Annotated in this window: 13 protein-coding genes; 9 read left to right on the top strand and 4 right to left on the bottom strand. The window is 38.0% G+C overall.

Going from position 1 to position 14,104, the window contains the following annotated elements:
* Position 1 precedes the first annotated feature (1 nt).
* The 6 genes from MHH95_RS00630 to MHH95_RS00605 are packed head-to-tail and all read left to right on the top strand — an operon-like array spanning position 2 to position 6,885.
* The gene (locus MHH95_RS00630) at positions 2-307 is read left to right on the top strand and encodes a DUF4387 domain-containing protein (protein ID WP_340726042.1); all 306 of its coding nucleotides are present in this window, start codon (positions 2-4) and stop codon (positions 305-307) included.
* A 27-nt stretch (positions 308-334) separates the two neighbouring features.
* Positions 335-1,228 (top strand): ABC transporter permease, encoded by an 894-nt coding sequence (locus MHH95_RS00625; protein ID WP_340726041.1) that lies wholly within the window; start codon positions 335-337, stop codon positions 1,226-1,228.
* A 13-nt stretch (positions 1,229-1,241) separates the two neighbouring features.
* Positions 1,242-2,120: a carbohydrate ABC transporter permease gene (locus MHH95_RS00620; RefSeq protein ID WP_340726040.1), complete on the top strand. Its 879-nt coding sequence runs from the start codon at positions 1,242-1,244 to the stop codon at positions 2,118-2,120.
* 24 nt (positions 2,121-2,144) lie between these two features.
* Positions 2,145-3,605 carry an ABC transporter substrate-binding protein gene (locus MHH95_RS00615; protein ID WP_340726039.1) on the top strand — a complete coding sequence of 487 codons (1,461 nt, stop codon included), beginning with the start codon at positions 2,145-2,147 and terminating at the stop codon, positions 3,603-3,605.
* Between the two features lie 9 nt (positions 3,606-3,614).
* Complete coding sequence (locus tag MHH95_RS00610) at positions 3,615-4,763, top strand: ADP-ribosylglycohydrolase family protein (RefSeq protein ID WP_340726038.1); 1,149 nt, start codon at positions 3,615-3,617, stop codon at positions 4,761-4,763.
* 22 nt (positions 4,764-4,785) lie between these two features.
* Complete coding sequence (locus MHH95_RS00605) at positions 4,786-6,885, top strand: ADP-ribosylglycohydrolase family protein (protein ID WP_340726037.1); 2,100 nt, start codon at positions 4,786-4,788, stop codon at positions 6,883-6,885.
* 184 nt (positions 6,886-7,069) lie between these two features.
* Here the strand turns inward: MHH95_RS00605 and MHH95_RS00600 are convergent, their stop codons facing one another.
* Positions 7,070-8,572, bottom strand: coding sequence for a CAP domain-containing protein (locus MHH95_RS00600; RefSeq protein ID WP_340726036.1), 1,503 nt, complete (start codon positions 8,570-8,572; stop codon positions 7,070-7,072).
* A gap of 415 nt (positions 8,573-8,987) precedes the next feature.
* Between MHH95_RS00600 and MHH95_RS00595 the strand changes: the two genes are divergently transcribed.
* The gene (locus MHH95_RS00595) at positions 8,988-9,599 is read left to right on the top strand and encodes a hypothetical protein (RefSeq protein WP_340726035.1); all 612 of its coding nucleotides are present in this window, start codon (positions 8,988-8,990) and stop codon (positions 9,597-9,599) included.
* A gap of 121 nt (positions 9,600-9,720) precedes the next feature.
* Entirely contained in the window at positions 9,721-10,200 is a 480-nt protein-coding gene (locus tag MHH95_RS00590; RefSeq protein ID WP_340726034.1) for a hypothetical protein, read from the top strand.
* A 253-nt stretch (positions 10,201-10,453) separates the two neighbouring features.
* On the opposite strand, the gene MHH95_RS00585 is transcribed toward MHH95_RS00590, so the two are convergent.
* The 3 genes from MHH95_RS00585 to MHH95_RS00575 are packed head-to-tail and all read right to left on the bottom strand — an operon-like array spanning position 10,454 to position 12,923.
* A complete protein-coding gene (locus MHH95_RS00585; protein WP_340726033.1) occupies positions 10,454-10,936 on the bottom strand; it encodes a hypothetical protein in 483 nt (160 codons plus the stop codon).
* 2 nt (positions 10,937-10,938) lie between these two features.
* Positions 10,939-12,195 (bottom strand): replicative DNA helicase, encoded by a 1,257-nt coding sequence (locus MHH95_RS00580; RefSeq protein ID WP_340726032.1) that lies wholly within the window; start codon positions 12,193-12,195, stop codon positions 10,939-10,941.
* A complete protein-coding gene (locus MHH95_RS00575) occupies positions 12,192-12,923 on the bottom strand; it encodes a conserved phage C-terminal domain-containing protein (protein ID WP_340726031.1) in 732 nt (243 codons plus the stop codon). Before MHH95_RS00575 ends, MHH95_RS00580 begins: the two co-directional genes overlap by 4 nt.
* Positions 12,924-13,490: 567 nt before the next feature.
* Between MHH95_RS00575 and MHH95_RS00570 the strand changes: the two genes are divergently transcribed.
* Positions 13,491-14,000, top strand: coding sequence for a DUF421 domain-containing protein (locus tag MHH95_RS00570; RefSeq protein ID WP_340726030.1), 510 nt, complete (start codon positions 13,491-13,493; stop codon positions 13,998-14,000).
* Positions 14,001-14,104: the final 104 nt, after the last annotated feature.

The raw sequence follows: 14,104 nt of genomic DNA, 5'->3' as shown, positions 1-14,104 counted from the left end.
CATGAAATTATATGAAAAGGCAAAAATACTTCGGAGTAAAAACTCAGGGCCATTTGAGGTAACACTCGATATCTTATTTGAAAACGAGCAAGATTATTTGGATGTAAAAAATGGAAACAAAATAACGGAAGAAGTTATTGCGAGAATCTATAAATTAGAGTTAGAAGACATACATCACTTCGTCTTCTTCGATCAAGCGCTAGGAATTAAGATTACCATTGCACGCAAAATTTCTTCTGGTAGTCCAGGTGATCGAGATGTTTACGGTGCACAGCAGCACGCACCATTAATGAATATAGAGGTCTAATCGCATTCGAAGGGAGGCCATTCGAACATGAGTTCATTGAAACGTATACGAAAAGACTATGTTTTATATTTAATGCTTTTACCTGGTCTAATTTATTTTACGGTTTTTCATATTATTCCAATCTTCAATATGAAGCTCGCTTTTCAAGATTACAAGATTATTGGAGATAATACATGGGTGGGGCTTAAGCATTTTGAAACATTATTCAGTTCACCCGCTTTTAAAGACGTTTTGTTAAATACAATTATTATTAGTACGATGAAGATTATATTTATTTTCCCGATTCCAATTCTTTTATCGTTGCTAATTAATGAATTGCGCTTTGGACAATATAGAAAATTTATACAATCTGTATCTTACTTACCGCACTTTTTGTCTTGGGTAGTAATTGCAGGGATATGGATTACGTTACTTAATCCGGTAGATGGCGGTATTAACACGATTCGAAACTTCTTTCATTTACCGTCGCTTGATTTTATGACGAGTAAGGAGCATATCCGCTGGGTGCTTGTGTTTTCAGAGATGTGGCGTAGTGCCGGCTGGGATACAATTTTATACATTGCGGCGATTTTGAAAATTAACCCGGCGCTTTATGAGGCAGCAAAAATGGATGGTGCAAGCATGTGGCAGCAAATGCGATACGTTACACTACCCGCAATGATTAGTACAGTTATCACTGTATTTATTTTAAACTTAGGTTTCTTCATGAATGCAGGTTTTGACCAAGTGTTTAACTTAATGAATGATTCCGTATTAAGTGTTATTGATATTTTAGATACGTATGTTTACCGTATTGGTTTATTGAATGGTCAGTATGCTTACGCCACAGCAGCCAGCCTATTTAAAGGTGTTATCGGCTTAGTTTTAATTCTGGGCACGCATTTCTTATCAAAGAAACTAACAGGCAAAGGCGTCTGGTAAAGGGGGATTAACTATGAAGCGATTTTCAATATCGAAATCGATCATTCAATTTGTGCTATTTCTTTTCGCATTAGCCATTATAATCCCACTGCTAAATATTTTAGCGATGTCTTTATCAGAGCCTTCGCGTGTAAATGAATTATCAGGATTAGGGATTATACCGAAAGGCTTTACATTTATAAACTACGAAATCATTTTATCAAACCCGTTAATAGTTCGAAGCTTATTAAACTCGTTGTTCATTACAATAGTAGGGACTTGTATTAATTTACTCTTAACGGCGTTAACGGCATATGTTCTCGCACGTACAGAATTTATTGGGAAAAAAGTGGTCTTATTTCTATTAATCGGCATTATGGTATTCGAGCCATCGATGATTACAGAATATTTATTAATGAAAGATATTGGCCTGTTAAATAGCTATGGCTCTGTAATTTTGTATAAGGCGATTAATGTCTACTACTTATTTATCTTAATGCGATTCTTCCAAGAGATTCCGGACAGTATTATTGAAGCGGCGCGTATTGATGGCGCGGGGCATTTCCGCATTTTCACGACAATTGTATTGCCACTTTCGAAGCCAGCACTTGCAACTATGGCTCTGTTTTATGGAGTGTATCACTGGAATGAATATTTCCGAGCAACCATTTATATTACAGATCCGAACAAATGGCCTCTTCAAGTAGTTTTACGCCAATTTGTCGTATCCCAAGATAACCAAACGATGCTTAAAGGTGTCGAAGGGATGACACCAGAATTACTGGCATCGCTCGATTTTGGTTCATTGCAATCTTCAACCATTATCGTGGCGATTATTCCAATGTTATTACTTTATCCGCTTATTCTTAAGTATTTCACAAAGGGAACTATGGATGGCGGAGTTAAAGAATAAAAAAATATTAAGGGGGCATTTTACATGAAAAAATGGAGTGTTTTATTCTTAAGTCTACTTCTAGTGTTAGTTTTGGCAGCTTGTAGTGACAAAGAAGAAGAAACGACAGAAGCAGTAGTAGATGACGAAGGTAACACAGTAATTAAAGTTGTATTTAAAGATGATGGTCCATCAAATCCAGAGGCTGTAAAGTATTATGATGCATTAGCAGAAGCACTTAAAAAAGACAAAGATTTAAACGTGAAATTTGAACTAGTTGAAGTAGCACAGGGTAGCTATGCAGAAGCGTTAAATTTACTACTATACAGTGGTGAAATTCCTGATTTAATTTACTTCCAAGGTGGCGATGAGCAAATCGCAGCACAAGGATTATTAGAAGATTTAACTCCTTACATTGAAAAGTCGGAGCATATTAAAAATGTTTTACAACCACATAACAAAGCACGATTAGAAAACTATCCATATTTATTATGGATTAAAAACCTTGATAACAAAGTACCTGTAGTGCGTACGGATTTCCTAGAGCAAACTGATGCAGGGAAAGCCTTACTACAAGATCCAACGGTAGACAATTACACAGCATTCTTTGAGGAAATAATGGCAAAAGGCTTAACGAAAAATGGTGTAACGGTTGCAGGGGATATTGCAGAGCTTGATTTCATCTTTAACAATGCATTTGGTGTAACGACTTCATGGATTGAACAAGATGGTAGCTATGTTTACAAAAAAGTAACTGATGGTGAAAAAGCGAAATTACAGTATTATAGCGAACTATACAAAAAGGGAATTTTAGATAATCAATATTTAACAAAAGCTTGGGATACAAAAGAAGATGCATTCTATAACAATGAAACCGCTGTTATTGTTGGAACAAACGGAAAAGTTGTAGATTTCTATAATAGCCGTCAAAAAGAAGTGAACGGTGATACGGCGGCATTAACGATATTACCTCCAGCAAAAGGTGAAGCACAAGGCTACGGTGCAACAAGTGTAACAAAAGAAACGCGTGGTTTAGCAATTTCTTCTCAATCGCCAAATAAAGAAATCGTATTTGAAATTTTAGATTACCTAGCTAGTCCAGCAGGTCTGAAATTTGATTCTCTAGGTTATGAGGGCGTTACTTATAATATGAATGGTGACACAGCGGAATTAACACCAGATTACTATGCAAATTGGTTTGCACGGTACTGGGAGCCAGTTGATGCTGATTACGGTATGAAAATTAGTGAATCAACACCATTATTAAGTGCACCAGCGCAAGCTTCTCAAACAGCGGTAGGTGAGTACTACCAACAAGATAATAACTTTACAATTCCGGAAGATCAGATTTCGAACTGGGATGCAATGGAAAACATATATAAAGAATATACAGCTGATATTATTACTGGAAAAAAATCAATCGATGCATTTGACGAGTTCGTAACAAAGTGGAATGAAGCGGGTGGCGAACAATTGACTCAATATGCAAATGAAACGATTAAATAGGAGCCAATTATGACGAACTTTTATGAGCGTGTAAAAGGCGTCCTACTTTCTACAGCACTGGGCGATGCGCTCGGTGCTCCTGTAGAAAAGTTAAATCGCCGACAAATAAGTGAACAATATGGTTATGTAACTGAATTATCAACAAAATGGTATAAAGAAGATTTAGGTGCAGACGTAAACTTAGGAAGACATCGCGGCAATGGAACGGTGACGGATGATACGCTAATGACGCTAGCATTATGTCGAGTATATGAAACGGAACAACGCCATTTGGATGCCTATGATTTAGCTAATGAATTTGTTAAGGAAATAGCTTTTCGACCAACATTTATTCCAGAGTTCAAACGGGAGGCACTTATTATAGACCGTTTATTTTATCCAGAAAAACATATTTTTTTACGTCATGTGTTAGCGAATTGTGAGCCACGTGAGGGAGGCTACGGTAATATGGTGAATTGTGGTGCAGCGATGTATATAGCACCAATCGGTATTGTCAATGCGGGAAATCCTCTTGGAGCATACAATGAAGCGGTTTTATTTGCGAGCGGTCACCAAGTGAGCTATGGCTTAGAGGCAGCGGGTGTATTAGCAGCATGTGTTGCAAAAGCTTTTGAGCCAAATGTAACGGTAGAAGCCATTTTGCAAACAGCACTTACGTATGCTAAGGACGGTACAAAGATGGCAATCGAAGCGGCATTAAATTGTGTAGATACATTAAGTAAAGACACTCATTCGTATGATGAAATTGTTGCCGCGTTACATGAAGCAATTGCACCATATTCACCAATGGGAGATGACGTGCATCGTAAACTGGAGAAAGTTGGACTTCCATCAAATCATTACACGCCAAGCCGATTGTTTTCTATTGAGGAATTACCGTTAGCATTAGCATTTATTAAATTGAATAAAGGCGCTTTTTATGAGTCTATTTATGATGGAATAAATTCAGGTCGAGATACTGATTCCATAGGTGTTATGGCTGGAGTAATTTTAGGTGCGATATATGGCGAATCCGTAATTAATGAAGAAGACGTAAAATTATTAAGTGAAACAAATCGCATCGATTTTGATGATGCAGCATTACGATTTTCAAACATAGCCAAAGCCATTATTCAAGAAGATATCGAAACAGCTTTAAATAGACAACAAATTATATAAATAAAATTTGGAGGTATCTTTCATGATCCCGACTAACTATGTAGACAAGGTTTATGCAAGCATTTTAGCAATGAATGCAGGTATTCGCTTAGGGGCACCTGTTGAACCGACTGAGTGGACACCAGAAGTCATTGCCGATGTATTTGGGGATATTCGTAATTATGTCAAAGACTATACAGTGTTTTCCGCGGACGATGATGCGAATGGTCCCATCTTTTTTTTACGTGCATTTTTAGATTATGCAAAAGATAATCAGCTTCAGCCAGAGCATATGGAGAAAACGTGGTTAAATTATATGCGAGAAGGGCTTGGAATGATTTGGTGGGGTGGTGACCAAATTAGTACGGAGCATACTGCTTATTTGAATTTACGTAGAGGGATCAAAGCGCCGAAATCAGGCTCCATTGAAGTCAATGGTAAACTGCTAGCGGAGCAAATCGGAGGTCAAATTTTTATCGATTTCTTTGGATTGCTATTTCCTAACAATCCTAAAAAGGCAGCGGATTTTGCTGAAATAACAGCATCTGTTTCACATGACGGGGAAGGTTTATATGGTGCACGATTTATTGCGGCTTGTATTGCTTCTGCTTTCACGGAAAAACCGATGCGAGCTATTATTGCGGATGGTTTAAAAGAAATTCCGTCAGAAAGTACATATACAAAAGTAGTGGAGGCTGTTCTCGACTTCCATAAAGAACAGCCGGATGATTTTTACGCCTGCCGTGAATATTTAGAAAATAACTGGGGTTATGATAAATACGGAGGTATTTGTCATATTATTCCGAATGCGGGCGTTTGTGTTTTAGCGCTGCTTTATGGACAAGGCGATGTTAGCCGCACGATTGAAATAGCGACGATGTGTGGGTGGGATACAGATTGTAATGCAGGAAATGTAGGTTCCATTGTGGGCGTACTGAATGGTTTGCAAGGGATTGCGGATCATTATCGGAAACCTATTAATGATGCTATTGTCACTTCAAGTGTATCAGGCTATTTAAACATCCTTGATTTACCTACACTTACTAAACAAGTGGCGCTTATCGGCTATCGTTTAAATGAAGAGGTAGCCCCAGAAGCTCTTGTTCAAAGCTACAAAGAAACGGATATCTATTTGGATTTTACACTTCCAGGCTCAACGCATGGCTTTAAAACTAACTATCCATTTAAAACATTTTTACGTCATAGCAGTGAGGGCTATCGAACAGTAGGTTCATTAGAAATTTTCTTAGATCGTATGTATGAAGGTGATGAAAGTACAGTGTATTATCAATCTTTTTATCGTCGTAAGCAATTTATGGATGAAAAATATGCACCGACATTTTCACCGACAGCCTATAGTGGCCAAACCGTATCAATGTATGTCAAAATCGATCAATATCAGGGAGAACCGGTTATTGCGACACCATATATTAAAACAACGACAACCGAACAAAAGATTTTTACATCAACACCTATTGAACTAATAAGTGAATGGCAACAAATCGAATTTGTAATTCCTGATACAAATGGGGACTTTATCGAAGAGGTTGGGATTCATCTTTACAGTAATTCAGACAAAACGTGTCGAGCATTTGGTAAGGTCTATGTAGATGAATTCCATATTACAGGTACGCCAAGCTATTCAATTGATTTTAATAAGCAATCAATCGAATTCCGTTCCGTAACAGGCTTTGCACATCATCGTGGGCAATGGTCTTTACAGGACAATAACCTTGTCATGACAAGTGAAACGGATGCCTCAAGCTATACAGGGCATTATTATTTACAAAATGCGAGGGTGCAATTAATGATGAAGCCTCTAGCAGGTCACAACCATCATCTAATTTTACGTGCACAAGGCATTGAACGATACTATCGTTTAGGTTTTGAAAATCCTAGCGAGCTAGCAATTGTTGTCAAAGATCATTCAGATGTGCATGTACTTGCTAAAACGCCATTTACGTTAGAGTTAGGACGTCAATATACTGTCGAAGCATCCGCAGTTGGAAACAAATTAACGCTAGCAATTGATGGTACTGTTTATTTAGAAGTAGAAGATGACCGTTATGCAACGGGAATGGTCGGGGTAGGAACAACAACTGGTGGAAGCTGTGAATATGGAACAATACATGTGAATTCGTAGTTAAAAGATTGTGTTAGCAATATAGTTAGCACAATCTTTTTTTATATAATTGTGGAAAGTGTTTTATAAGAACACTCTTTTTCTTCATTACCTCTGTGATTTTACAGTTCGGTAACGACACCTATCCTAAAAGAGGGGAGAGAGGATTACCATACCCCACTCGCCCTTATTTAAATTTAGTAACTTACTTTTGAGATTCTACTAAACGCTTATGGTTTTTAAGGAATGCCGATACCTGTGCGCGTGTCAAAATTTGAGTTGCGTTATAGTCCTTGATTGTTTTCGCTGAAGTGAGTTTATTCTTAATCATGTAATTGATAGCATCCGTTTCCGATACCGTCTTACCTAAATCTTTTGATACCATTAACTGTGCTAATTTACCTCGTTTGATGCCTTGTGATGCTAAGTTCTTTTTAGCTGTTGAGGACTCATTTGCTAACGTTGGTAAGTTGTACTTTTTAGCGAGTTGGTACGGTACACTGTATGCCCAATTGGATGTTGCTTTAGTTGCTCTGTACTCATCAGGTGAGATATAGCGGAAGAAAATCATTAAGAAATGTGCCTCCGTTAACTGGTTTCCTGGTTTTAAGTACTCTTCATACTTTTTAGTCTTTGGGTTTAATTCTTTACCGTAACCTGATAAATAACCCCTGTCTAATGCCCAAGCCATATCCGATGCCCACCATGCGTTAGGATTGAAGTCTGCGTACATACTCGCATACTGCTTAAAGTCAGGATTTGACGGTGCTGACGGTGTAGTTGGTTTTGATGATTCTTTTGGTGGTGTTTGTGATGCCTTTCCTGCTGTTGTGAATGACCAGGAGTGGGAATGTACCTTATCCTTTATATCCGTATAAGTAACATTTACCGTGTATTTTTCACCGCTTTTTAACTCTGCTTTTGGTACTATATAAAGAGTGTTAAGTCCCTCATCGGGCTCGTTATTCTTATTCCATAGAGGTACACTAACTCCCTTGCTATCTTTTAGAGTCATAGTGTGACCACCTAACCACCCTAAGTTTTCTTTAGGTGTGTAAGAAATCATGTACCCTGAAGTTTTTACACCATATTTTTGTAGTGGGTCAGGTTTTTCCGTTACGTCGAATAAGGTTGGTGCTTCAGTCTGACCATTATACGGATAGGAGACATCACTTTTTCTCATACCATCTGAAGAATCCGTAACAACGACAAAAGCCCCTCCTACTATCCCTATACCTACGGTCTCGTAGATAGGACTTAGAATAGTATCTCTGTGGAAGATAGCCTCTATGAAATCAGCAATATCCCTTTTTATATTTATTGAAGTACCGTAGGATGCTGCTTCACTACCGAATTTTATTGTGTACCCCGCTGATTTTGCTCTCTCCGTAAAGTTTTTACCCGTATACCCCGATTTGCCTGAAGTTTGCTCATGTGATGCACCCTTAACGTGTGTTACAAGGTATTTTGCATGGGACTCGGCTGATTTCGATAAGAATGGGTCGATTTTGTAAGGCTGAAGTCCTGTTGCTTTACGGTGTTTGTTGATTTCGTTGAACGCTTCGACTACTTCTGCTGAGTACGTGTAGCCATCGATTTGTGTGGAACTGGCGTGTGCAGTATGTGTCTCTTGTACTGCGTCAACAGCAAAAAAACCTCCCGTGAATACTGCTGCGATAGCCAGTGATCGTATTAAATCTTTTGACATAAATTTTAACCCTCCTGATTTTGTTAGCTTCAGTTCTATAATTTGTTTGTTTTAATTACCATAATTACAATTATATACCATTGATATTTTATCATTCCCTTTTACCAAAGTATACAAAGCTGTAGTTTATTAGATGAAAATGGTCAATCGTATCTTATTTAGATAAAGCAAGCAGGAAAAGATATGGAGAGGGAATTCATGCTATGTATTGTGAGGGGGAAGGGGTACCCCTTCAAAGAGAAAATATTTAAATAAATTGTGTAATTAGGGATATTAAATGGGAGTTGAACTCTTGTTTAATATCCCTTTTCTTATGGGAAAACCCTTCAGCATAAAAATATTGAATTGAGATATAACTATGAGTATGTAAAGAAGTATTCTCGCATAAACCTTGTGCCAATATGGAGGCTATAAAATGAGCTCAGCTAAAGACGACTTTTTGGATTCAATTGACCCATTAGAGAGAAGTAAATTAATAAAGATTGCTAACGGTAACTTTAAAAAGTACGATCAACAATTCGTGGATGAGTTAGCAGAAATAGAAGGTTTTTTTTACGAGGAAGATGAAGAGGGTATCAATTTTGAAAGTGAAAAGAATATCATGACATTAGGTTATATTAACAATGGTTATTTACCAGATGAGAGCGATCCTGAAGAGAATGTATTTGATTTATCACGCAAAATTGTCCATTTTATTTTTAGAAACGGCATCATTGAAGATATGCATGCGGGTAAATATGGTTATGATGAGTTCTCAAAGATTCCTGAAAATACACCACTAGAAGTCATTAGCCAGCTGTCTGATAAAGATATGATGGCTTTAAATAAGTACATGATGGACCGAGTAGGATATATTCTGCACTTAATACAAAATGCGGAGTACAGTAAGCTTCATTATATATTGGATAAAGAAAAGTATCACGGAGATGACTGGGATCGTCCGGATATAGAAAAAATAGAGAAGGATACGGAAGACTTATTGTTAATTGAGTTTTCTCATCTAAAGGATCATGATCATAATAGTTGAGTACATCTTGGTTTATCAGGATGTACTTTTTTTGCTTCGCTCACAGTGATTATGGCATTCTTTAATAAAGAACCATAAAAACCATCATATGAGATTGATTTCAAGAAAGGATGCTTTGTACATGATTTTAAAAAGAGGCGTAACGGGCTTTACTAAAGGGGATTTATCATTTGAACGGGATGGGGCAGCATGTAGTGCTGAATTCAAAAAATATTGCTACTCGTATGTCGGGCAGTTAAAGGGTAGGGTTATGGCCTTTTATGAGCCGGATATTGATGTTGGCTATGCTCATGCTCATGTGAAAATCGATGGGGAAGCGTTTTATATTTTTTATAATGATTTATATGATTATGTAGCGTTCACAAGTAATTGTGATATAGGGGGCTTAGATTTTATTGACCATCCATTATTGGCCGAGTTGTTTGAAAATCCATATCAAGTATTAACCGCAGCGCAATTAGCAGAGCCGTTAGCATTTCAAGCTAGTGGCAGTGGGAGGATTCTATTGAATGAAAATGACCTGAATGATGTGGAGCTTCATTTTATGAAACATTTTAGATCACAGACGGTAGGGGATTTAGTGTTTAATTATTGGGATTAGAAATAAGGGAAAGATTTACCGCTATTGCCGCTGATTTAAGAAATAACGTTAAAATAAGGGAAGAATGTTCCACTATTCCGCCATAATGGCATTATTTTCATGAATATTTACTGAATAACGGAAAACGCTACCGCTATTTTCGCTGATTAAAGAAAAAAGTTTAAAATAACGGAAATTTGTTCCTTTAATCAACGAGCCTTCCAAATATACGAAATGGAAGACTCATGTAGGGTATCTCCTGTTGAGTAACAAACTAATTAACCAAACTCATTTCCTTCACCCCCTCCACAGCAACCTCCCCAATATAATAAGGAAACTTCTTAATGCGCTCCTTCAGTATGAACATATAAATTTCCTCATCCGTTTCTTGATGATAAATGCTTGTGTACTTGTGCTGGTTGTAAATGCTGTGCCACTTTGTTGGTTTGGTTCCGTAAATAGAGGCGTGTAGCATTTGGGCATCGTACGGTGTTTGGGCAAAGTATAGGGCGTACTGGGTAGGGGAAATGCTTGTTGCATACAGCTTAATGCGATTGATACCGAGTACGTCGCGTTTATTCATTTTATGGATTTCGGCAATTTCCTCTTCTGTAAACGGGACTTCGTATATACGCGATGGGTCGTCTTCCTTTTGCAAATAGCCTTTCTTTAAAGCGAGGTAAATCCAGTAAGCGCCGAAGTTTTCCTCGTATTTGATCATCTCAAGTAGCAATGTATAAACGGTTTGTTTCTCCATTTTTATCGCTCCCTTGTCCAAATATGACCTGTTTTTTTGTTGTAATGGGCCATAGCTGTACCTGTTGGACCATTGCGATTCTTGGCAACGATGAGCTCTAATGCATCGGGGGTATTGGTCTCTTCTCGTTCGTAATACGAGTTGCGGTATAGCAAAATAATGACGTCTGCATCCTGTTCGATGGAGCCCGAATCTCGTAAATCACTCATAAGAGGACGCTTATTGCCACGGGATTCCACATTACGGTTGAGCTGGGATAGACAAATGACCGGGCAGTTGAACTCCTTTGCCATTTGCTTTAAGGCGCGGCTAATTTTGCTCATCGCAATGGCTGCATATTCCTCATCGCGGTCTGCTTGAATAATTTGCAAGTAATCGATTAATATAATCGGTGTTTTGTTTTCATTTTGCCGAATAATACGGCGGGCTTGGCTGCGGATCTGCGGGATTGTTAAAGAGCTGCGGTCATCAATTTCGATGCTCGATTTATTGACCCGTTCGAGTACTTGAATCCAGTTCTTTTTTTGTTCATCTGAAAAGTATTGTTTCGGGTCGCGCATTTTTAATCGAGAGTATTGACCTGTTGTTGCAATGAGCCGATCGAGTAAAATCGTTTTACTCATTTCCAATGAAAAGATAATCGGCAAATGACCTTGCCAGCCTGCATAAAGGGCTAAATTGTTCATTACATCGGTTTTTCCCATCGAAGGGCGGGCTGCAATAATCGTCAGCTCGCCTGGACGGAATCCGTCGATTAGTAGCTCGAGATCCTTAATATGGGGGATAATGAGTCCAGGTGTTTCTACTTCCTCCCACGGACGATTATCCATTGCGACTAAAGCTTGCGTGATCGTTGTATCCGTCCGATTTCCTTCGAGCTGTGTATGATCAAGGCGCTCAATAATTTGCGGGATCGCCCAATCTCCCTCTGCCGCATGAAAAAGGATTTGGCCTTTTTGCCGCTCGCGCCAAATTTCCCGCAGCAGTAGGACATAATCGTCGAACTTTTCGGCATTGGCAAACCTCATAAGCTCCGTCACATAGGAAATCCCAATCGCTTCAATCTGTTCAAACCGTGCACTTAGTGTTAAGTAGTCTACTGGATGTCCTTCATTTGCGAGCTGCTGCATGAGCGCAAAAAGCTGTCGGTGATATTGGCCGTAAAACATGTCCGGCTTGAGCTGACTATCGAGTATTAAATAATTTTCCTCAAGCATCGTTGCTAAAATGCTTTGCTCTAAAAATTCCTTTTTAATCATTCATAATCACCTTCATCAAAATCAAGTACGACAGGTGCCGGGACGTAATCATTATCCTGCATTCTTGCGAGGGCATTGTTTAAATAGCTTTCAAAATTACCCGAACGGAACAATGTCATCGGCCTTAAGTATTTGTACATTTGCGGGTCGTGCATCCAATTTCTCACTTGCTCATCAATGACTAAATAGCAGTCTTCCACCGTGTAGCCTTCATTTAAAATCGCTTTGATCAGGCGGTTACTCGTTTTGGAATGTTCGTTAAAGTGCTTATTTGTCTTTTTGTTTAAATAGTGAATGATGGTTGCAATATCATTACTAGGGTCAATATTTGGTTTCGTTTTTTTCTTTTCCCGTAACTTTGGCTCTTCTGGAAACAGCTCTTCCTGGGTATATACTTTTTTCTGAAGGAGCTTATTAATTTTTTCATAATCAATTCGGTACCATTTCGAACGGTCGGTAAAGAAACTGTTCAATTTGTTTGAAGAAAGGATCAGTTGATAGCGTTCTAATTTCGTTATGAGTCTTTTCACTTTCGTTATGTTCCAATAGGAGCATTGCTTTGCCCATCCTTCATAAGTTTGGCGATACCAAATATGTCCTTCCTTCTCTACACCGTTCTTTTCTAATCGATAATGCAGCAGCTGCAGGAATAATGCCTCCTCAACACCGATTCGGACTGCCAAACTGTGTGATACAAGTAATTGTTTATCGTTCACTAATACTTCCATGTTCCAACCTCCCAAATTTGAATTACTGTCTTGCCTTATATATGGCATCCATAATCAAAAAAAGGGACATGAAAGTGAAAATAATTTTTTGGGGAGATCCGAATTGGCATTGACCTAAAGAAAAAAACATTCAGTTGCGTGTTAACGCAACAATATATATTTTAAAAAATAATTAAAAAAATAATTAATTCTTTTTGAGCGGACTTTTTTGAGCACATGGTGATGGGATTTTATTGAGTTGTTCATGATGGGATTAGAATGGGTCGATGGAAGGGAGGGATTTGGCTGAGGAAATAAGAGTAAAAGCGGGTCAAAAAATGCTGGAGAAAACAGAAGAAATTCTATTTTAGAATAATAAAAGGGGTTTATTTTATTAATATAATTTATCGAATGGAATTTCATATGTATAAATCATTACAGAAAAATATGTACAGCTGTTATAGGAAAAATTAAATCTTAATTTTGTTACGAATAGGGTATAGAGAGTAGGTATAGCAGCTTCAATGGTTGTGAGAATTTATCCGATAAGAATCTTTATCCTAATAATTACGGAGAGGAGCTGGTAGCATGTTCTCAATAACATTGGATAGTTTTATTCGAATTATCACTGTTGGCATTCTAGCTTATGTCGGTCTAATCTTCTTTCTGCTGACTTCTGGGAAACGGTCATTAACCCAATTAAATGCTTTCGATTTAGTGGTAACGGTAGCACTTGGTTCTATACTCTCGACAATTTTATTGAATAAAAATGTGAGCTTGCTAGAGGGACTGTTAGCATTTGTCCTGATGATTTTATTGCAATTCTTATTGACATTCACATCTGTACGTTGGAAAAAATTCAATAAAATCATTAAGTCCGAGCCGAGCTTGCTCTATTTGAATGGCTCATTTCTTAGAGAAACGATGAAGGAAGAAAGAATTAGCGAGGGCGATATACTGCAGTCTGTGCGGAATGATGGAATCGGAGACTTAAAGGAAGTTAAAGCGATTGTTCTTGAAAACGATGGCAGCCTATCAGTTATTAGCGGAGAACTGGGAAATACCTTGGCTAATGTAAAAATAACTAGAGAAAGCTAATGAACTTCACAGGAATTCAATGAGTGCCAAAATCCTTTATGATCAAGGATTTTGGCACATTTTTTTGTGGACTATTGATGTATAATTTACTTTTTGTTTTTCCA

Origin of the sequence: Solibacillus sp. FSL K6-4121 (genome assembly GCF_038002585.1) — a bacterium.
Lineage (GTDB): Bacteria > Bacillota > Bacilli > Bacillales_A > Planococcaceae > Solibacillus > Solibacillus faecavium.
The sequence above is the reverse complement of the archived record's forward strand: the minus strand, read 5'-3'. Positions and strand labels throughout refer to the sequence as shown.

Coding starts and splice junctions, on each gene's coding strand:
- MHH95_RS00630 (WP_340726042.1), top strand. CDS start 2: ATGAAATTATATGAAAAGGCAAAAATACTTCGGAGTAAAAACTCAGGG.
- MHH95_RS00625 (WP_340726041.1), top strand. CDS start 335: ATGAGTTCATTGAAACGTATACGAAAAGACTATGTTTTATATTTAATG.
- MHH95_RS00620 (WP_340726040.1), top strand. CDS start 1,242: ATGAAGCGATTTTCAATATCGAAATCGATCATTCAATTTGTGCTATTT.
- MHH95_RS00615 (WP_340726039.1), top strand. CDS start 2,145: ATGAAAAAATGGAGTGTTTTATTCTTAAGTCTACTTCTAGTGTTAGTT.
- MHH95_RS00610 (WP_340726038.1), top strand. CDS start 3,615: ATGACGAACTTTTATGAGCGTGTAAAAGGCGTCCTACTTTCTACAGCA.
- MHH95_RS00605 (WP_340726037.1), top strand. CDS start 4,786: ATGATCCCGACTAACTATGTAGACAAGGTTTATGCAAGCATTTTAGCA.
- MHH95_RS00600 (WP_340726036.1), bottom strand. CDS start 8,572: ATGTCAAAAGATTTAATACGATCACTGGCTATCGCAGCAGTATTCACG.
- MHH95_RS00595 (WP_340726035.1), top strand. CDS start 8,988: ATGAGCTCAGCTAAAGACGACTTTTTGGATTCAATTGACCCATTAGAG.
- MHH95_RS00590 (WP_340726034.1), top strand. CDS start 9,721: ATGATTTTAAAAAGAGGCGTAACGGGCTTTACTAAAGGGGATTTATCA.
- MHH95_RS00585 (WP_340726033.1), bottom strand. CDS start 10,936: ATGGAGAAACAAACCGTTTATACATTGCTACTTGAGATGATCAAATAC.
- MHH95_RS00580 (WP_340726032.1), bottom strand. CDS start 12,195: ATGATTAAAAAGGAATTTTTAGAGCAAAGCATTTTAGCAACGATGCTT.
- MHH95_RS00575 (WP_340726031.1), bottom strand. CDS start 12,923: ATGGAAGTATTAGTGAACGATAAACAATTACTTGTATCACACAGTTTG.
- MHH95_RS00570 (WP_340726030.1), top strand. CDS start 13,491: ATGTTCTCAATAACATTGGATAGTTTTATTCGAATTATCACTGTTGGC.